We start from the raw sequence: 17,481 nt of genomic DNA, 5'->3' as shown, positions 1-17,481 counted from the left end.
ATGAACGGTGTCATCGCCGGAATCTCCTACCGGGCGCTCCTCGGCCGCCGCCGGATCTGGCTGCTGATCATGCTTCCCGTGGTGCTGGTCGCCATGGCCGCCCTGCTGAGGTTCATCGGCGCCGCCGACGAGCGGACCGCGGTCACGCTCATGCAGACCTTCGCCATCGGCACCATGCTGCCGCTGCTCGGCCTGATCGCCGGGACCGGGGTGATCGCCCCCGAGATCGACGACGGCACGATCATCCACCTGCTGTCCAAGCCGATCTCCCGCCCGGCGATCGCCCGGACCAAGTTCGTGGTCGCCGCCTCGATGCTCGCGCTGTTCGCCGCCGTGCCGACCTTCGTCGCGGCCTACCTGCTGGTCAGCCTCGAATCCGGTATCGCGTACGGCTTCGCGCTCGGCTCCCTCATCGGCGGGATCGCGTACGCGGCGGTGTTCATGCTGCTGGGCGTGCTGACCCGGCACGCGGTCACGATCGGCATCGTCTACGCGCTCGTCTGGGAGGGCGTGGTCGGCAACTTCGTGCCCGGCGCCCGCAGGTTCTCCATCCAGCAGTGGGCCCAGACGATCGCCGACCAGCTGTCGTCCTCCGCGTTCTTCTCCACCGAGATCACTCTCGGCTTCGCCGTCCCCGCCCTGGTCATCGTCACCGTCGGCGCGGTCGTCTGGGCGGGCAGGCGCCTGCGGAGCTTCTCCCTCACCGGCGACGAGTAGCCCGTCCGGACAGCGTGCACCCCGTTCCAGGGGTGCACGCCCGGGTCGTCACGAGGGCGACTGCCGCAGGTGGCGGCCGCGCCTGGAGCGGCGGAGGAACAGCAGCCCGGCCAGGGCCAGCAGCCCGGCCCCCGCGCCCAGGCCCACGTATCCCAGGCGGCTCGACACGGGGTGGGCCCTCGCGTGCGCGGCCTCGGCCGCCGCGCCGGCGGGCAACTGGTCGGAGTGGGTGGCGCAGACGATCGGCCTGTCGCTTCCCTCGGTGTTCGCGCAGGCGATGCTGGCCAGGCGCAGGAGGTCCTCCGGGGTGGCCCCCACCTCCGCGACGGTGTGGAAGGTGACGTCCTTGCCGGGCGGCACGTCGGCGCTCCAGCGGACCTGCCCCTTCGAGGCCGAGCCCCCGCCGTCCGCCGAGACGAACCTGAGGCCGGCCGGCAGGGTCTGGGTGAGTTCGAGGTCGCGCACGCGGGTCGCCCCGGTGTTGCGCACGGTGACGGCGTAGGTGAGCCGATCTCCCTCCTCGGCGGAGGTCCGGCCGTTGTCGATGCTGATGCTCAGGCTCGGTACGCCCCCGGTCACCGCCTTACCCGCCCTGCCCCCGGCACCTCCGGCGTCCCCGGGGTCCTCGGGGCGCGGTTCGAGGACGGCCGCCGCCGATGACGGTGCGGCGAGGGCGACGACCAGGGCCGCGCCGAGCCCGTAGCGGACCGCGGCGCGCAGCGTGCCGGTGGAAGGACGGATCATCGTGATCAGTGCCATGGCTTTCTCCTTCACGTTGCTCGTGTACGGGGAGTCCCGGGGCTTCCCTGGATGGCGCGGCGTCATTTGACCGTCGCGACGTAGGTGAGCGTCCCCGAATAGGTGCCGACCTGGACGAAGGGGATGTAAGCCTCGAAGTCGGTGCCGATGGCGTCTCCGTCGGGGGCGGACGCAACCGGCTGGTCGTGGACGAGCACCGGGACGGTGGTCGAAAGGGGCTGGAAGGCCGACGTGCCGCTCTCGCGCACGCGCAGGTTCCCGATCGGGATGGTGGAGTCGTTGCCGGGCTGGTCGGAGGTGAGCTCGGGGGACGCCGCCCGCACGGTGACGGTGTGGCCGTCGAAACTGTTCGTGATGACCGTCATGGTCACGGCCCGGCTGTCGCGGACCGTCGAGTCCGGTTTGCCGGTCAGGGTGAAGGTGCTGGTCAGGTCGACGAGGGTGATGCTGGTGGGGGTCACGGCGATCTGGACGGAACAGCCGGGGTCGGTGCCGCCGGCGGGGCGGGTGCTGCCGATGGTCGCCGAGGTGACCTGGTTGTCGAGGATCGCGTCGCCGGTGTTGACCAGGGTCACCGTGTACTGGACGGCCTCTCCGGCCACGACGGAGGCGCCGGTGTAGTCCGTCTGCCCTGTGTTGGCCTGATCGGGGACGCCGCCGAGAACGGCGAGAAGCGAAAGCACGGCGCGGCACCCCTCGATCGATCACGATGTCGGCGGCCTCGCGCCGCGTGGGCATCGTGACGACCGGAGTGACCGGATGGCCACCGGGGCTCGTGGCCATTCGGCACGATGAGCGGTTTCTTGGCGGGAATCCCTCCCCAACCACTGAAAGTGTCCGATCGATGACTCAGAGTGTCAATCAATGCGAAGTGTGGCGTGGCGCCGGACAAGCTGGACACAACGGGCCACGAGCACGAAGCGCGTCAAGCGCGGCGGAACGGGTACCGCGCGAGCCGGGCGGTGCCGGTCACGAAGCCCTCGCGCAACGGCCGGTCACGGAGACCGGGGTGACATACCGGACACTGCGGACCGGACACGAAGGTCATGCGTCAAAGCCGGGCGCCACAAAGGCCGGGCACGAAACGAAGCACGGCCCGCACCGGAGTACGGGCCGTGCTTCGATCGTTCAGACGCAGGCCGTGCGGACGACGTCGGCCAGCCTGCCGGCCAGCTGCTCGGCCTGTTCCGCCGAGGCGGCCTCGACCATGACGCGGATCATCGGCTCGGTGCCGCTGGGCCGGATCAGCACGCGCCCGGTCTCTCCCAGCTCCGACTCCGCGGCGCTGACCGCGGCGGCCAGCTCCGGAGCCGAGGCCTTGGACCGGTCGACGTCCTTCACGTTGACCAGGACCTGCGGCAGGCGGGTCATCACCGAGGCCAGCTCGGCCAGCGACTTCTTCTCCCGCGCCACGACCGCCAGCAGGTGCAGCGAGGTCAGCAGGCCGTCCCCGGTGGTGGCGTGGTCGAGCATCAGGACGTGGCCGGACTGCTCGCCACCGAGGTTGTAACCGCCGGCCCTCATGGCCTCCAGGACGTAGCGGTCGCCCACGGCGGTCTCGACGACGTCGATACCGGCGTTCTTGAGCGCGATCTTGAAGCCCAGGTTGGACATGACCGTGGCCACCACGGTGTCGCCGATCAGCTTGCCCTCGGCGTGCATGGCCATGGCCAGCACGGCCATGATCTGGTCGCCGTCGACGATCTCACCGGTGTGCGAGACGGCCAGGCAGCGGTCCGCGTCGCCGTCGTAGGCGATGCCAACGTCCGCGTTGCGGGAGACCACGATCTGCTGGAGCTTGTCCAGGTGGGTGGAGCCGACCCCCGCGTTGATGTTGAGACCGTCGGGGCGCGCCCCGATCGTCTCCACGGTGGCTCCGGCCCGCAGCAACGCCTCGGGAGCCACCATGTGGGCGGCGCCGTGGGCGCAGTCGAGGACCACGTTCAGGCCGTCGAGACGGCCGTCCACGGTGGACAGCACGTGGGACACGTAGCGGTCGGCCTCACCGTACGCCTCGCGTACGCGGCCGACCGAGGCACCGACAGGACGCTCCCACTTCTCGCCGAGCCGCTGCTCGATCTCGTTCTCCACCGCGTCGGGCAGCTTGTAGCCGCCTCGGGTGAGGAACTTGATCCCGTTGTCGGGGGCGGGGTTGTGGGAGGCGGAGATCATCACGCCCATGTCGGCGCTGAGAGCCGTCGTCAGGTAAGCGACCGCCGGGGTGGGCAGCACGCCGAGCCGGAGAACGTCCACACCAGACGACGCGAGGCCGGCGACCACCGCGGCCTCCAGGAATTCTCCTGAAGCCCGAGGGTCCCGGCCCACGACGGCGACGGGACGGCCCCGCCGCCCGACGCTGGTATTGAACGCCCCGGCATCGCCGAGGACATGAGCCGCGGCCACGGACAGGTCCATGGCGAGCTCGGCCGTGAGGTCGCGTCCAGCGACCCCACGTACCCCGTCGGTGCCGAAAAGGCGCCCCAACGCTTAACGCTTGCTGTACTGCGGAGCCTTGCGGGCCTTCTTGAGGCCGTACTTCTTGCGCTCGGTGGCGCGGGCGTCACGGGTCAGGAAGCCGGCCTTCTTCAGCGGCGGGCGGTTGACCTCGACGTCCAGCGCGGTCAGCGCGCGGGAGAGACCCATGCGCAGGGCACCGGCCTGGCCGGTCACGCCGCCGCCGTTGATGCGGGCGATGACGTCGAACTGCTCCTCGGCACCGAGCACCACGAAGGGCTCGTTGACGATCTGCTGGTGGACCTTGTTCGGGAAGTAGTTCTCAAGCGTACGACCGTTGATCGTCCACTTGCCGGTGCCCGGCACGATGCGCACGCGGGCCACGGATTCCTTGCGGCGGCCCGTGCCGTACGAGTTGCCGGTGGTGATGGGCTTGCGGACGGCGACGTCGCCGCTGGCGGTGGACTCGGAGGTGTACTCGGAGGGGAACTCCTCCGCGGAGTACGCTTCCTGCTCGGCCTCGACGGGCGTCTCGACACCGGTGGACTCAGCCACGGTTCTCCTCTAACTTTCCTACTCGGCGTCGGCCATCGGCCAACGCTGCTGGCGACAAGCAGCTAGTGACTACTGGGCGATCTGGGTGAGCTCGAAAGACACCGGCTGCTGCGCCTGGTGCGGGTGCTCGGAACCGGCGTAGACCTTGAGCTTCTTGATCATCTTCCGGCCGAGGGCGTTCTTGGGCAGCATGCCCTTCACGGCCTTCTCGACGGCGCGGTCGGGACGCTTGTCCATGAGCTCGCCGTAGGTCATGGAGCGCAGACCGCCCGGGTAGCCCGAGTGGCGGTAGGCCTTCTTCTGCTCAAGCTTGTTACCGGTCAGCGCGACCTTGTCGGCGTTGATGACGATGACGAAGTCACCGGTGTCGACGTGGTTGGCGAAGGTCGGCTTGTGCTTACCGCGAAGCAGGATCGCGACGTGGCTGGCCAGCCGGCCAAGCACGATGTCGGTGGCGTCGATGATGTGCCACTGACGCTCGACTTCGGCAGGCTTGGGTGTGTACGTGCGCACGGTCGTATGCCTTCTTTGGTCGCGTCTTCGGCGCTGTCGGAGAGGACAGCAACATGGTCGGTAGGTGCGGGCACACGACAGCCCGGACCTTCCGTCTCCAGAAAAAGAGGAGATGACGCCGGACGCGCCGCGTATCGGTCTGCAAGAGGAGACCAATTCGCACACAACGAACTAGCAGGATACCGGCACGGGAGAGTGCTTGCAAAACGACATGACTCTCCGCCGGTACCCCTGGCAGTCTACCCGCCCCCAAGCGGTGCCCGGGAACCGCCACGCGGGACGACGGAATCCGACGACCGCCGCAAGGGGTCGTCACCAGGGCCGGGACCCGGCGGCACGGCCTCTCCCCGCACCCCCGGGGAAGGGCGCCGGACGGTGATCTCGGGACCGCCGCGCCGGAACCTTCACGGAACGGTTCCAATATGTTCTCAGCATTCCCTTCTTCCTCACCGCAAACATCCCTATCTTTGATAGCGGTATGTGGCAGCTTCCTCACCCCGGGCATACCCAGCGAGCGCGCCTGCGTCGTATGGGGGTGTTCGCGTGCCTGCTGGCGGTCCTGCTGATCGGCTTCATCATCGGTCGGGGCAGCCGCGACGAGAACGCCGCGGACCAGATCTACTTGAACGACACCGGGCCGACGAGGCCCGCACCCAGCGGCGCCCTGGCCGGACAGGTCGAGCGCGCCCCGCTCGCCCGGGTCGCCCGCGCCTCCGTCGCCCCCACCACCCCCCAGGACCGGCGCCCGCGGCCCACCCCGAGCGCCGACGCGTCGCCCGGCGGCTCCGGGAAGGACGGCCCCTCCCGCTACCTGCTCAACGGCGACGGCGGCGACGGCGCCACCTCCGTCCTCGGCGCGATGGAGCGCGAGGTCGTCCGGCTCGTCAACGTGGAGCGCAGGCGGGCCGGGTGCGCACCGCTCCGGATCGACAGGCGGCTGACCTCGTCGGCCAGGAGGCACTCGGCCGGGATGGCGGCCGCGGGAAACCTCTCCCACAACTCCGCCGACGGCACGTCCCCCTGGGAGCGGATGGAGGCCACCGGCTACCGCGACGGCGGCGCGGAGAACATCGGGCGCGGCTACACCTCTCCCGACGAGGCGGTGCGCAGCTGGATGGGGACCAGCGGCCACCGGCGCAACATCCTCAACTGCGAGCTCACGGCCACCGGGGTCGGGGCCGTCCAGGGCCCCGACGGCCCCTGGTGGACCCAGGACTTCGGATACTCCTGAGCCAACCGGCTCCGATACCGGGCTACGCTCGGCGCATGGGTTTTCCCGTGGAGCCGCCGCGCCGCCAGCCTTACAACCGGCCTGACGCGTCGCCGCCCGCACAGGGCCAGCACTGGTTCGACGCCTCGCCGAACAACCGCGCCGCCGAGCCCCCCCAGCAGGCCTCCCGGCCCACCGGGCCGCGGGAACGCCCCGCGGAACCCCCCAGGGAACGACCCCGCCAGGAGATGTGGAGCCCGTACGACGAGGGGCCCCGCTCACGTCGCCCGATCTTCATCGCGGCCGGGGCGTTCGCCGCGCTGGTCGCCGCGGGCATCGGCCTGGCCGTGCTGGCCAACTCCGACCCCGCCCCGGTGCCCGGCGCGACGGGCCCCACCGCCGAGGCCCCCCTGATACCGCCCGCCAGCACCGCGGAGGGCAAGTTCGGCTTCGCCTCCTCCCGCGCCGGCGACCCGCACCTTCTCACCCTGAACGAGGTGTTCAAGCGCAAGAAGGTGAAGATCGGCGGGCAGACCTACCTGATGACCACGCGCAGGACCGACAAGAAGTGCGACAAGGCGGTGGTCGGGGAGAAGCTCCAGAAGGCCCTCACCGCGGCCAAGTGCAACCAGCTCCTGCGGGCCAGCTTCCGCGACGCCTCGGGGAAGATCATCGGCACCGTGGGAGTCGCCAACCTCAAGACGTCGGCGGGGGCGTCCAAGGTCGTCTCGGTCGGCTCCGGCAAGGAGCGGGAGGAATACCTCAAACCGCTCCCAGGTAAGGATAAGGTCACCAAACTTCTCGGCACCGGTGAGGCGTTCGTGGGCGAGTGGCGCCACGGGCACTACGCGGTGATGGTCTGGTTCCAGTACAAGGACGGCCATCTGCCGAAGAAGACCGAGGTCAAGAAGCTGAACCAGGCGGCCTTCGGCGCGGCGGACGCGACCGTCACCCCCGCCCTGGAGGCGCGATCACTGACCGGAAAACGCCCTTGACCATGGGTTCATACCGCCGTTTTGCGGCATGAATCCGGCAGACGATACGGCCATACTCGCATGACGATCTCCGGCTGTCGCTAGGCTGCGTCGTATGCGTGGCCAGGAATCCGGGTCCGAGCACCAACGTGAAGCCGAGGGTTCGGCAGCACCGGCGACGCCGCCGCCGAGTTTCGGCCAGCCCTCGCCCCACGTGCTGCGGACCGATCTCACAGGTGACGAGCAGCCCCACAACCCTTCGGCGTGGCCGGAGGTGACTCCCGGGGCGGCTCAACCATGGACGGTCCCCGGCGACGGGGCCCCCTACGACTGGTACGCCCAGCCGGAGGACGACCCGCCCGCCCCCTGGCCCGGCCCCTCGCACGCCGCGCCCCGGCCGGAGCCGCTCCCGTCTTCGGAGCCCTCCGGTCCCCCGCGGCCCGAGTTCTCCCCCGAGCCCTCCGATCCCGCCGGGCCCGGGTTCCCGCCCGGCCCCTCGGGGAGCGCTCGGCCGGATCTCCCCTCCGAGCTCTCAGGCCCGCGGCCCGAGCTCCCGGACCCGCGGCCCGGGTTCCCGCCCGCTCCCTCCGGCCCCACCTGGTCGGAGTTCTCCCGGCCCGATCCGGCCCCTCCGGCGTGGATCAACTCCCCCACGCCCCCGGAGCCCTCCCCTCCCGCCTGGCCGGCCCCGCCGAACCCGGGCGGCTCTTCGGGCCCGTCCTGGCCCGGCGCCCCAGGCTCGGACGCGACCTCCCCCGCCTGGCCGCCCCCGCTCCGGGACGAGACCACCTCACCCACCTCACCCGCCTGGCCCTCTCCCGCCGACCGTCCGTCCGTGCCCTGGCCCGGTACCCCCGGATCCGGCGGCTCTTCGGGCCCGTCCTGGCCCGGCGCCCCAGGCTCGGACGCGACCTCCCCCGCCTGGCCGCCCCCGCTCCAGGACGACTCCTCCCCCGCCTGGCCGGCGGAGCCGGCCGCCCCCCCGCGGCCCGGCGAGGTCGGCGAGGGCGAGCGCCACGAGCACGGGGGTTCCGCGCCGCGGAGCGACCAGCCGTTGTCCACCGCGCCCATCGTGCCGGGCGCGCCGCCCTGGCAGCCGCCGCCCGCCTTCACCGCCGCGGCCGCGGGCATGCAGGTCTGGCCCTCGTCCGGACAGGAGGCCCCCTGGCCCGCCGCGACCGGCGAGCCGGTGTGGACCGATCCTGAGGAGAGCGCCGCCCGCCCGGGAGAGCCCGGCGACGTCGCCGTGTGGCCGCCGGACGCCGCCCCCCACCAGGAACCGGGTGAGAGCGGCGACACCACGGTCGACGTCCGCGCCACCGGGCCCGCCGCGCCGGCCCACCCCGCGCCGGGGGACCTCCTGGAGGACGGCCACGGCCTCGCACCCCGGCAGGACCCGCCCGCTTGGCAGGCCCCCGCTCAGCCCTCCGCCCCGCAGGTCTCTCCTCAGCAGACCCCCGCGCCCTCACCGGCCGGCCCGCCGGACGAGGCCCCTCCCGTCCTGTCCGGCCCCGCTCCGGCGGTTGCGTCCCCGATGTCCCCCGTGTCCGCGCCCGTGGCGCAGCCCGGCACACGGCCGGGACCGGAGCCGGCCTCGCCGGTGCCCACGCCTCCCCTCGACCAGGCCGCCCGCGACCGGGCACCGTCCCAGGCCGCCGATCCCGGCCCGGAGGCGGCACAGCCCTTCCCCTCCTCGGACCAGGCGACCCCGCCGGGCGGCATCCCCGTCGTCACCGGCGTCGCGCCGCCGTTCCCGGTCCTCCCGCCCCCGCCGCCGGTGACCTCCGCGCCCGCGGGCGAGCCGACGGCGGTCCTCGGGACCGGCCCGGCGACGACGCGCGGGGCGTTCACCCCGATCTCGGCGTTCACCCCCGAGCCCCCGCCTCCCGCCCCCGCGCCGGCCCGCAGCAGGGCGAGTACGACGCTGATCGCGGCCGTGGTCGCGGTCGTGGTGGTCGGCATCGGCACCGGTGCCTTCTTCGCCTACCAGTCGTTCAGCGCCAAGCAGTCGGCGAACGCGACGGACCCGATTCCCAGCTCCGGAACCCTCGACCCCACCGACGACCTGGACATCACCGGCGAGCCCGAGCCGATCAACACCACGATGCTCAACTCAGAGAAGACCGACCCGGGCACGATGACCGTGGCCGCCGCCTTCGGCAAGAAGGTGTCCGTGGCCGGGACGACCTTCACCAGGGTCAAGACCGACGTCACCGAGCAGTGCCACAAGGCCGCGTCCGGCAAGTTCGCCGGCACCCTTCGCAGCCAGGAGTGCCGCCGGGTGCTGCGGGCGACGTACGTGGACAGCAAGCGGCGATACGCCGTGACCACGGGGATCGCCGTGCTGCCCACCCGCGAGTCCGCGGTCGCGGCCGACAAGGCCAAGAATCTCGGCAGCAACCTGTGGTTCCGCGGCCTGCCCTCGGCCGCCGGCACGGGCGGCGAGCGGGTGCACATCGCGGGCGGCTACGCGGCCGGGATGGTGTGGGGCCGCTACATCGTGTTCAGTTACGCCACCTTCAGCGACGGGCACACGCCGACCGCCAAGGAGAAGGGGCTGGGCAAGGTCAGCGGCGCCTTCCGCGACCAGACCGCGAAGGTCGTGGAGCGCCGCGTCACGAGCTGAGCGTCCGCACCCGGCGGGTCTCCGCGGCCCGCCGGGCGAGCTCCTCGGCGCCGGGATAGCGCACCTCCTCCAGGCAGAGCCCGTGCGCGGGCGCGACGTGCACCCCCGAGTCCCGTACGGCCCTCGCCAGCACCCCGCCCGGCCAGTCGACCGGGAGCCGCCCCTCGCCGACGGGCAGCAGAGACCCGACGAGCGCCCGGACCATGGAGTGGCAGAACGCGTCGGCCGTCACCGTCGCGACGACGAGCCCGTCCTCGCGGGCCCAGTCGAGCCGCTGGAGCTCGCGGATCGTGGTCGCGCCCTCGCGTTTCTTGCAGAACGCGGCGAAGTCGTGCTCGCCGAGCAGGGCGGCGGCGGCCGCGTTCAGCCTGTCCACGTCGAGGGGCCTGTTGTACCAGACGACCTCGCGGCGCCGGAGCGGGTCGACCCCGCCCGGGGCATCGGAGATCCGGTAGGCGTACCGCCTCGACAGCGCCGAGAACCGCGCGTCGAAGCCCTCAGGAGCCACCGTGACGAGACGCACACGCACATCGGGCGGCAGGACCCCGGCGAGCCTCCTGCGCATGGCGGAGAGCCTCTCGGCGAGCTCCGCCGCGGATCCCGGCTCGGGGCCCTCGCCCGCGGCCGCCCCTCGGCGGCCGCGGCCGTCCAGCGCGCCGAGCGCGCCGGGGTCCAGGTCGACGTGGGCCACCTGACCGCGGGCGTGCACGCCTGCGTCGGTCCGCCCGGCCACGGTCAGCGCCGGGGGCTCGGCGAGCCGCAGGATCCTGCCGAGCGCCTCCTCGATCTCCCCCTGGACCGTACGCCGCCCGGGCTGCTTGGCCCAGCCGGAGAAGTCGGTGCCGTCATAGGCGAGATCCAGCCTCAGCCGTACCACGATGGTTCCTTTCTGGAACTCTCACGGGCTCACGTCGCCCCCGGGCCTCCCGGGCATTCCCGGGAGAGCGTCCGGAGACCTTCCGGGAGACCGCCTGGAGAACGGAAAGGGCCCGGCGCCCCCCGCTGAGGAGGTGCCGGGCCCGTTCACGGGGCCTGAGAGATCAGGCGTTGTCCTTCTTGGCCTCGGTCTCCTCGGCGGGAGCCTCGGTCGTCTCCTCGGAGGCCTTCGTCTCCTCGGTGGTCTCGGCCTTGGCCTCGTCGGCCTCGCCGGCCTTGGTCTCCTCGACCTCGGTCTCCTCCGCCTTGGGCGCGGTGGCCTTGGCGGCGGCCGGGGCCTGGCCGACCTTGACCGCGTTCAGCGGCTCGGACACCAGCTCGATCACGGCCATGGGGGCGGCGTCACCCTTACGAAGGCCGATCTTGGTGATCCGGGTGTAGCCACCGGGACGCTCGGCGAAGGTCGGGGCGATCTCGGTGAAGAGGTGGTGGACGACGCTCTTGTCCTTGACGATCGTCAGCACCTGGCGACGGTTGTGCATGTCGCCCTTCTTCGCCTTGGTGATCAGCTTCTCCGCCACCGGACGCAGACGCTTCGCCTTGGCCTCGGTGGTCTTGATCCGGCCGTGCTGGAACAGCTGGGTGGCGAGGTTCGCCAGGATCAGCCGCTCGTGAGCCGGGCTGCCGCCGAGACGGGCACCCTTGGTGGGCCTAGGCATAACGTTCTCCTTGGGAGTAAACCCGCCCCGGCCGTACGAGGTACCGGGGTCGGGCCGGGGGCCGGAGGGCCCCCGTCATCGTGAAACTCGGTGACACCGGAGGTGACGAGGGGTCACCCGGTGCCGCGGGACGCCCGCGAGACGTGACGCTGCGGGACGTCCCGGAACTCAGTACTGCTCGGTCTCGACGTAGGCGCTGTCGTCGTCGTCGTAGCCGCCGCCGGCCACCGCGCTCGGGTCGAACCCGGGCGGGGAGTCCTTGAGCGCGAGCGTCATCTCGTGCAGCTTCTGCTTGACCTCTTCGATGGACTTGGCACCGAAGTTCCTTATGTCGAGAAGGTCCTGCTCGCTGCGGGCCACGAGCTCACCCACGGTGTGGATGCCCTCGCGCTTGAGGCAGTTGTAGGAGCGGACCGTGAGGTTCAGCTCCTCGATCGGCAGCGCCAGGTCGGCGGCGAGGGCCGCGTCCGTCGGCGACGGGCCGATGTCGATGCCCTCGGCCTCGACGTTCAGCTCGCGGGCGAGACCGAACAGCTCGACGAGGGTCTTACCGGCGGAGGCCACCGCGTCGCGGGGCTTCATGCACGGCTTGGTCTCGACGTCCAGGATCAGACGGTCGAAGTCGGTGCGCTGCTCGACTCGGGTCGCCTCGACCTTGTAGGTGACCTTGAGCACCGGCGAGTAGATGGAGTCGATCGGGATGCGGCCGATCTCCTGGCCCGGCTGCTTGTTCTGCGCGGCGGAGACGTAGCCGCGACCGCGCTCGACGGTCAGCTCCATCTCCAGCTTCGCCTTGCCGTTCAGGGTGGCGATGCGCAGCTCGGGGTTGTGCACCTCGACACCGGCCGGGGGCGCGATGTCGGCGGCGGTGACGTCACCGGGGCCCTGCTTGCGCAGGTACATCACCACGGGCTCGTCGTGCTCGGAGGAGACGACCAGGTCCTTGAGGTTCAGGATGATGTCGGTGACATCCTCCTTGACGCCCGGCACGGTGGTGAACTCGTGCAGCACACCCTCGATGCGGATGCTGGTCACGGCCGCGCCCGGGATGGACGACAGCAGCGTGCGGCGCAGCGAGTTGCCGATGGTGTAACCGAAACCCGGCTCCAGCGGCTCGATGATGAACTTGGACCGGGTCTCCTCGAGGGACTCCTCAAGGAGGGAGGGACGCTGAGCGATCAGCATGGTGAGATCTCCCTTGCATGGCGGCGCCCGCTATTTGACGCCGCTCGAACAACAGCATAGGTGCCGTACGGCGGATCGCCGCACGGCACCTACAGGAGCCGCTACTTGGAGTAGAGCTCGACGATCAGCTGCTCCTGGACCTGGGTGTCAATCTGCTGACGGACCGGAAGCTGGTGGACCAGGACGCGCAGCGCGTCCGGGACGACGCCCAGCCACGCCGGGTACGTCTTGTCACCGGCGGTGGCGCGGGCCACCTCGTAGGGCAGGAGGTTGCGCGACTTCTCGCGGACCTCGACGATGTCGTGCTCGCGCACGCGGTACGACGGGATGTCGACCTTCTTGCCGTTCACCAGGATGTGGCCGTGACGGACCTGCTGGCGGGCGGCGTCGCGCGACTCCGCGAAACCGGCGCGGTAGACCACGTTGTCGAGACGGCTCTCCAGGATCTGGAGGAGGTTCTCGCCGGTCTTGCCGGTCTTGCGGTTGGCTTCCTCGTAGTAGTTGTGGAACTGCTTCTCGAGGACGCCGTAGATGCGGCGGGTCTTCTGCTTCTCACGAAGCTGGAGCTGGTACTCAGACTCCTTGGGACGGCCGCGACCGTGCTCACCCGGCGGGTAAGGACGGATCTCGATGGGGCACTTCGCGGACTCGCACTTCTTGCCCTTGAGGAAAAGCTTGGTCTTCTCCCTGCGGCAGAGCTTGCAGTCCGCACCCGTGTAACGAGCCATTTTCTATCTTCTCCTGGGCGTCAGACGCGACGGCGCTTGGGCGGACGGCAGCCGTTGTGCGGCACGGGGGTGACGTCCTGGATGGACCCGACCTCGAGGCCGGTCGCCTGCAGCGACCGGATCGCGGTCTCACGGCCGGAGCCGGGGCCCTTGACGAAGACGTCGACCTTGCGCATGCCGTGCTCCATGGCGCGGCGGGCGGCGTTCTCCGCGGCCATCTGCGCCGCGAACGGGGTGGACTTACGAGAGCCCTTGAACCCGACGTGGCCGGCGCTGGCCCAGGAGATCACGTTCCCACTCGGGTCGGTGATCGAGACGATCGTGTTGTTGAACGTGCTCTTGATGTGGGCGTGCCCGTGAGCGACGTTCTTCTTTTCCTTGCGGCGCACCTTCTTGGGTGCACCCTGGCGGCTCTTAGGAGGCATTCTTTGCCTTCACTCCTGAGGTCTTCGGTCCTGCGGCTACGCGGACTACTTCTTACCGGGCTTCTTCTTGCCGGCCACGGTCTTCTTCTTGCCCTTACGGGTGCGTGCGTTGGTCTGCGTGCGCTGACCGTGCACGGGAAGGCCACGGCGGTGCCGAATGCCCTGGTAGCACTGAATCTCGATCTTGCGACGGATGTCGGCCTGAACTTCGCGACGGAGGTCACCCTCGATCTTGTAGTTCGCCTCGATGTAGTCGCGCAGCGGCACCAGCTCTTCGTCGGTCAGCTGGTGAACCCGCAGGTCGCCGTTGACGCCGGTGGCCTGAAGGGTCTCGAGCGCACGAGTGCGGCCGATTCCGAAAATGTAGGTGAGAGCGATCTCCAGCCGCTTGTCGCGGGGGAGGTCTACACCAACCAGGCGAGCCATGGTCGGGCATTCTCCTTCGTTATGGCGGAGGTCCTGCGCCTCACTTCCCCTCCCCATGCCCGGGGTGAGGGCCCCGGCCTCCGACCGGGGGTCTCCTGCGGGGTACGGCGCGAGCCGCCGGCGCAGGTGTGAGACACGATTACGTGAAAGCCCCACATGGATCGAGTCCGCCTCTTAGGAGCGGACTCTCACGGGGCCTTGTTTGGAGCGACTAACCCTGGCGCTGCTTGTGGCGCAGGTTGTCGCAGATCACCATGACGCGACCGTGCCGGCGAATCACCTTGCACTTGTCACAGATCTTCTTGACGCTCGGCTTGACCTTCATAGTCCTATTCGTCCCTCAGACGCGCTTACTTGTATCGGTAGACGATCCGCCCACGACTGAGGTCGTAGGGGCTCAGTTCGACGACAACCCTGTCGTCAGGAAGGATCCGGATGTAGTGCATCCGCATCCGCCCGCTGATGTGGGCCAGGACCTTATGGCCGTTGTCGAGTTGCACCCGGAACATCGCGTTCGGGAGCGACTCAACCACAGTGCCCTCGATCTCGATGGCGCCGTCTTTCTTGGCCATGTCCCTCGCGTTTCACTGATCGGTCGTCTGAGGCTTCGGAACACTAAGCAGCCGCGACCCAGCGCTTCGATGAGAGCGGCGGTTGCGACACCGCCGATGCGCAATGGTCATAGTGAACCGAAGAAGGAGTGTACGGCACCGGGCGAGGAAATGCGAAACACACGGCCGGTACCTTGACACAACCGCTACAAAGGATACCGCAGATCCCGAGCGGGACGGACGGCACGGCTCGACGCGCGAATACTCGTTTCGCCATTGTGGCACGTCCGGCCAGGTCAGGCCAGCATCCCGGCTCCCGCTCCCCGCCCCCGATCCGCCCGCTCCTCCCCCGACGTGCCACCGATCCGCTCTCAGGCCGCTCCCGGTCCGCCCTCCGGGTCCGCGCGGCGAGGCTCCATCCGGGTGATCGCCTCCGTCAGGACCACCCGGCAGGCCTCCTCGGGACCGGGAGCCCGCGTGAGCGTCCCCATCGTCCCGTCACCTCCTCGGCACCGGAAAACCTCAGGGCATCGGAAAGCCCCCGGGCACGGGAAAGCCCCCCGGCGACCCGGCGCCGGGGGGCTTGCTCGACCAACCTTATCGATCAACGTTTCCCGATCGACTTCTCTCGGCCGACGCTTCTCGACCAACACCCCTTGATCAACACCTCTCGGCCAACGTCCCGCGGAAGGGCCCCCGCCCTCATCGGATGACCTTGACCACTCGGACCGTCCCCCCGGAAGGAGTGGGGAGGGATCAGAAGGCGTCACCCCAGCGACCGCAGTCGTCGAACTTGTTGCCGCCCTCGCAGACCCGGATCTTGAAGTCGTCGAAGCCGTTGCTCTTCTTGAACCCGCCGAACTTGTTGAAGCCGGAGTTGCCGAAGGTGCTGAACACCTTGCTGTGCGAGCCGAACTTGTCGTGCCACTTGAACCACACGTAGCTGCGCTGGCGGTCGCGGTCGCGGTCGAACAGGTTGCCGTAGAACCAGTAGCGGCCACCGCTGCTGGTCCAGTAGCCCTTGAAGTAGGAGCGCTTGCCGAAGCTCTCGCCGCCGCCGAAGCCCGAGTAGTACGGACCGAAGAAGTGCTTGCTCGACGTCTGCGTCTCCTGGACCGCGACGGCGGACCCGGCCGGGGCCTGCGAGGCCGAGGCCATCGCCGACGGGGCGGCGAGGACACCCGTGGCCAGCGAACCTGCCAGCGCCGCTCCGACCAGGGCTGTACGGATCTTGCTCATTGAATCTTCCTCCTGTGAACCGGGGTCCGGCTGTCCGGACACCGCTCACGTTAGGAAGATTCAATCCCTCCTTCTGCGGAGGAATGCACACTCAACGCCCAGAGTGCACTATTACGGGTTCCGTCCTCGCCCCAGGACCGTGGCGACCGTCGTCACCAGCAACACCACACCCCACGGGCCCATGACCCACAGGGGCCACGGGTACGGGAAGTCGTCGCCGGTCACCCCGATGATGAGCCAGATCATCCAGTTGATGCCGCTGGCCGTCGCCCAGACGGACCAGGCGGCCGTCAGGCCCTTGTCCTGCGCGCCCTTCACGCTGCTCGCCTTGGCGCGCTCAGGGGCCCGGGAGGGGGCCTCGGGGAGCCGGCGCAGGTCGACGTCCGGAAGGTCGGAGGTGAGGACGGCGAGTTCGCCGTACGTCTTGCTGGTGTAGAGCTGCTCCAGACGCTCGTCGAACTCCTCCGTGGTCAGGCGTCCCTGGGCGTAGTGCTCCCTCAGGACCGAGGCGACCTTGTCGCGATCTCCGTCGGAGGCTCGCATCTCCGGACCAGCCGCCATGTCACCACATCCGCTCGCCGGCGGGCCCGAATCAGCCCGCGTCTCCCAACAGGTCGGCAAGCCGCTCTTTCCCCCCGTCAAGGGCGGTCAATACCCAAGGTCCATTATGTGTCACGGCGACGCTGTGTTCGAAGTGTGCGGAGACCTTTCCGTCGATCGTGACCACGGTCCAGTCGTCGGCCAGCACCTTGGTCCTGTCCGTCCCGAGGTTGACCATCGGCTCGACGGCGAAGCACATGCCCGGCTCGAACTTCGGGCCCCGGCCGGGCTTGCCGTGGTTGGCCACCCACGGGTCCATGTGCATCTCGGTGCCGATGCCGTGGCCGCCGTACTCCTGCGGGATGCCGTAGCGCCCCTGGGAGCGGACGTACTTCTCCACCTCGTGGCCGATATCGGACAGATGGCGGCCCACGGTGAGCGCGGCGATGCCCCGCCACATGGCCTCCTCGGTGACCCGCATCAGCTCGGTCAGCTTGGGATCCACCTCGCCGACCGGGACCGTGACGGCCGAGTCGCCGTGCCAGCCGTCCAGGATGGCGCCACAGTCGATCGAGATGATGTCGCCCTCCCGCAGCGGGCGGCGGTCACTCGGGATGCCGTGGACGACCTCGTGGTTGACCGAGGCGCAGATCGTCGCGGGAAAGCCCTGGTAGCCCTTGAAGGAGGGGATCGCCCCCTCGTCCCTGATGGCCTTCTCCGCGATCGCGTCCAGGTCCAGGGGCGTCATGCCCGGCTGGACGCTCTCCCGCAGGAGTTGCAGGGTACGGCCGACCACGAGACCTGCCGCCCGCATCTTCTCCACCTGCTCGGGCGTCTTCATCTGGATTCCATGCTTGTTCTTCTTGAACACGTGCACACCCCCTGGGGTGGTTCAACGGGCGGTCCGGGAGCCCAATTCCCCCGATTCTGCCCTAAATGACAGCACGCCACCCATGAGAAACCCATGGGTGGCGTGCTCGGTGC

At 69.9% G+C, this 17,481-nt stretch carries 20 protein-coding genes; 4 read left to right on the top strand and 16 right to left on the bottom strand.

Annotated elements, in window-relative coordinates:
* Entirely contained in the window at positions 1 to 717 is a 717-nt protein-coding gene (locus tag ACTOQ3_RS08615; RefSeq protein ID WP_440082823.1) for an ABC transporter permease, read from the top strand.
* 48 nt (positions 718 to 765) lie between these two features.
* Here the strand turns inward: ACTOQ3_RS08615 and ACTOQ3_RS08610 are convergent, their stop codons facing one another.
* From ACTOQ3_RS08610 to rplM, 5 genes are all read right to left on the bottom strand, one after another.
* Positions 766 to 1,476 carry a hypothetical protein gene (locus tag ACTOQ3_RS08610; protein ID WP_440082822.1) on the bottom strand — a complete coding sequence of 237 codons (711 nt, stop codon included), beginning with the start codon at positions 1,474 to 1,476 and terminating at the stop codon, positions 766 to 768.
* A gap of 62 nt (positions 1,477 to 1,538) precedes the next feature.
* On the bottom strand, positions 1,539 to 2,159 hold the full coding sequence (locus ACTOQ3_RS08605) for a hypothetical protein (RefSeq protein ID WP_440082821.1): 621 nt from the start codon (positions 2,157 to 2,159) through the stop codon (positions 1,539 to 1,541).
* A gap of 445 nt (positions 2,160 to 2,604) precedes the next feature.
* Positions 2,605 to 3,960, bottom strand: coding sequence for a phosphoglucosamine mutase (glmM, locus tag ACTOQ3_RS08600; protein WP_440082820.1), 1,356 nt, complete (start codon positions 3,958 to 3,960; stop codon positions 2,605 to 2,607).
* A 3-nt stretch (positions 3,961 to 3,963) separates the two neighbouring features.
* Complete coding sequence (gene rpsI, locus ACTOQ3_RS08595; protein WP_362839934.1) at positions 3,964 to 4,485, bottom strand: 30S ribosomal protein S9; 522 nt, start codon at positions 4,483 to 4,485, stop codon at positions 3,964 to 3,966.
* Between the two features lie 69 nt (positions 4,486 to 4,554).
* Complete coding sequence (gene rplM / locus ACTOQ3_RS08590) at positions 4,555 to 4,998, bottom strand: 50S ribosomal protein L13 (protein ID WP_344746717.1); 444 nt, start codon at positions 4,996 to 4,998, stop codon at positions 4,555 to 4,557.
* A 529-nt stretch (positions 4,999 to 5,527) separates the two neighbouring features.
* Here rplM and ACTOQ3_RS08585 point away from each other — a divergent pair.
* The 3 genes from ACTOQ3_RS08585 (at position 5,528) to ACTOQ3_RS08575 (ending at position 9,808) form a co-directional block, all read left to right on the top strand.
* A complete protein-coding gene (locus ACTOQ3_RS08585) occupies positions 5,528 to 6,229 on the top strand; it encodes a CAP domain-containing protein (protein ID WP_440082819.1) in 702 nt (233 codons plus the stop codon).
* 35 nt (positions 6,230 to 6,264) lie between these two features.
* Entirely contained in the window at positions 6,265 to 7,203 is a 939-nt protein-coding gene (locus ACTOQ3_RS08580) for a hypothetical protein (RefSeq protein WP_440082818.1), read from the top strand.
* Positions 7,204 to 8,017: 814 nt separating this feature from the next.
* The gene (locus ACTOQ3_RS08575; RefSeq protein WP_440082817.1) at positions 8,018 to 9,808 is read left to right on the top strand and encodes a hypothetical protein; all 1,791 of its coding nucleotides are present in this window, start codon (positions 8,018 to 8,020) and stop codon (positions 9,806 to 9,808) included.
* On the opposite strand, the gene truA is transcribed toward ACTOQ3_RS08575, so the two are convergent.
* From truA to map, 11 genes are all read right to left on the bottom strand, one after another.
* The gene (truA, locus tag ACTOQ3_RS08570) at positions 9,798 to 10,685 is read right to left on the bottom strand and encodes a tRNA pseudouridine(38-40) synthase TruA (protein ID WP_440082816.1); all 888 of its coding nucleotides are present in this window, start codon (positions 10,683 to 10,685) and stop codon (positions 9,798 to 9,800) included. The two genes, ACTOQ3_RS08575 and truA, sit on opposite strands and share 11 nt — an antisense overlap.
* Before the next feature lie 163 nt (positions 10,686 to 10,848).
* Complete coding sequence (gene rplQ / locus ACTOQ3_RS08565) at positions 10,849 to 11,403, bottom strand: 50S ribosomal protein L17 (RefSeq protein ID WP_440082815.1); 555 nt, start codon at positions 11,401 to 11,403, stop codon at positions 10,849 to 10,851.
* Positions 11,404 to 11,571: 168 nt separating this feature from the next.
* The gene (locus ACTOQ3_RS08560) at positions 11,572 to 12,588 is read right to left on the bottom strand and encodes a DNA-directed RNA polymerase subunit alpha (protein WP_089210160.1); all 1,017 of its coding nucleotides are present in this window, start codon (positions 12,586 to 12,588) and stop codon (positions 11,572 to 11,574) included.
* A 101-nt stretch (positions 12,589 to 12,689) separates the two neighbouring features.
* Positions 12,690 to 13,316 carry a 30S ribosomal protein S4 gene (rpsD, locus tag ACTOQ3_RS08555; RefSeq protein ID WP_030912875.1) on the bottom strand — a complete coding sequence of 209 codons (627 nt, stop codon included), beginning with the start codon at positions 13,314 to 13,316 and terminating at the stop codon, positions 12,690 to 12,692.
* Between the two features lie 20 nt (positions 13,317 to 13,336).
* The gene (gene rpsK, locus ACTOQ3_RS08550) at positions 13,337 to 13,741 is read right to left on the bottom strand and encodes a 30S ribosomal protein S11 (protein WP_012887860.1); all 405 of its coding nucleotides are present in this window, start codon (positions 13,739 to 13,741) and stop codon (positions 13,337 to 13,339) included.
* Positions 13,742 to 13,786: 45 nt separating this feature from the next.
* Positions 13,787 to 14,167 carry a 30S ribosomal protein S13 gene (gene rpsM / locus ACTOQ3_RS08545; protein WP_362678418.1) on the bottom strand — a complete coding sequence of 127 codons (381 nt, stop codon included), beginning with the start codon at positions 14,165 to 14,167 and terminating at the stop codon, positions 13,787 to 13,789.
* 211 nt (positions 14,168 to 14,378) lie between these two features.
* Complete coding sequence (gene rpmJ, locus ACTOQ3_RS08540) at positions 14,379 to 14,492, bottom strand: 50S ribosomal protein L36 (protein ID WP_003956441.1); 114 nt, start codon at positions 14,490 to 14,492, stop codon at positions 14,379 to 14,381.
* 25 nt (positions 14,493 to 14,517) lie between these two features.
* On the bottom strand, positions 14,518 to 14,739 hold the full coding sequence (infA, locus tag ACTOQ3_RS08535) for a translation initiation factor IF-1 (protein WP_012887858.1): 222 nt from the start codon (positions 14,737 to 14,739) through the stop codon (positions 14,518 to 14,520).
* A 735-nt stretch (positions 14,740 to 15,474) separates the two neighbouring features.
* Complete coding sequence (locus ACTOQ3_RS08530; protein WP_440082814.1) at positions 15,475 to 15,957, bottom strand: hypothetical protein; 483 nt, start codon at positions 15,955 to 15,957, stop codon at positions 15,475 to 15,477.
* A gap of 111 nt (positions 15,958 to 16,068) precedes the next feature.
* Positions 16,069 to 16,518 carry a DUF1707 domain-containing protein gene (locus ACTOQ3_RS08525; protein ID WP_440082813.1) on the bottom strand — a complete coding sequence of 150 codons (450 nt, stop codon included), beginning with the start codon at positions 16,516 to 16,518 and terminating at the stop codon, positions 16,069 to 16,071.
* A 31-nt stretch (positions 16,519 to 16,549) separates the two neighbouring features.
* Positions 16,550 to 17,368: a type I methionyl aminopeptidase gene (gene map / locus ACTOQ3_RS08520; protein WP_440070954.1), complete on the bottom strand. Its 819-nt coding sequence runs from the start codon at positions 17,366 to 17,368 to the stop codon at positions 16,550 to 16,552.
* Positions 17,369 to 17,481 lie beyond the last annotated feature (113 nt).

This window comes from Streptosporangium sp. LJ11 (assembly GCF_051918945.1).
Lineage (GTDB): Bacteria > Actinomycetota > Actinomycetes > Streptosporangiales > Streptosporangiaceae > Streptosporangium.
This window is presented reverse-complemented; position numbering and strand designations above follow the sequence as displayed.

Coding starts and splice junctions, on each gene's coding strand:
- ACTOQ3_RS08615 (WP_440082823.1), top strand. CDS start 1: ATGAACGGTGTCATCGCCGGAATCTCCTACCGGGCGCTCCTCGGCCGC.
- ACTOQ3_RS08610 (WP_440082822.1), bottom strand. CDS start 1,476: ATGGCACTGATCACGATGATCCGTCCTTCCACCGGCACGCTGCGCGCC.
- ACTOQ3_RS08585 (WP_440082819.1), top strand. CDS start 5,528: ATGGGGGTGTTCGCGTGCCTGCTGGCGGTCCTGCTGATCGGCTTCATC.
- ACTOQ3_RS08580 (WP_440082818.1), top strand. CDS start 6,265: ATGGGTTTTCCCGTGGAGCCGCCGCGCCGCCAGCCTTACAACCGGCCT.
- rplQ (WP_440082815.1), bottom strand. CDS start 11,403: ATGCCTAGGCCCACCAAGGGTGCCCGTCTCGGCGGCAGCCCGGCTCAC.
- ACTOQ3_RS08560 (WP_089210160.1), bottom strand. CDS start 12,588: ATGCTGATCGCTCAGCGTCCCTCCCTCCTTGAGGAGTCCCTCGAGGAG.
- rpsD (WP_030912875.1), bottom strand. CDS start 13,316: ATGGCTCGTTACACGGGTGCGGACTGCAAGCTCTGCCGCAGGGAGAAG.
- rpsK (WP_012887860.1), bottom strand. CDS start 13,741: ATGCCTCCTAAGAGCCGCCAGGGTGCACCCAAGAAGGTGCGCCGCAAG.
- rpsM (WP_362678418.1), bottom strand. CDS start 14,167: ATGGCTCGCCTGGTTGGTGTAGACCTCCCCCGCGACAAGCGGCTGGAG.
- rpmJ (WP_003956441.1), bottom strand. CDS start 14,492: ATGAAGGTCAAGCCGAGCGTCAAGAAGATCTGTGACAAGTGCAAGGTG.
- infA (WP_012887858.1), bottom strand. CDS start 14,739: ATGGCCAAGAAAGACGGCGCCATCGAGATCGAGGGCACTGTGGTTGAG.
- ACTOQ3_RS08530 (WP_440082814.1), bottom strand. CDS start 15,957: ATGAGCAAGATCCGTACAGCCCTGGTCGGAGCGGCGCTGGCAGGTTCG.
- ACTOQ3_RS08525 (WP_440082813.1), bottom strand. CDS start 16,518: ATGGCGGCTGGTCCGGAGATGCGAGCCTCCGACGGAGATCGCGACAAG.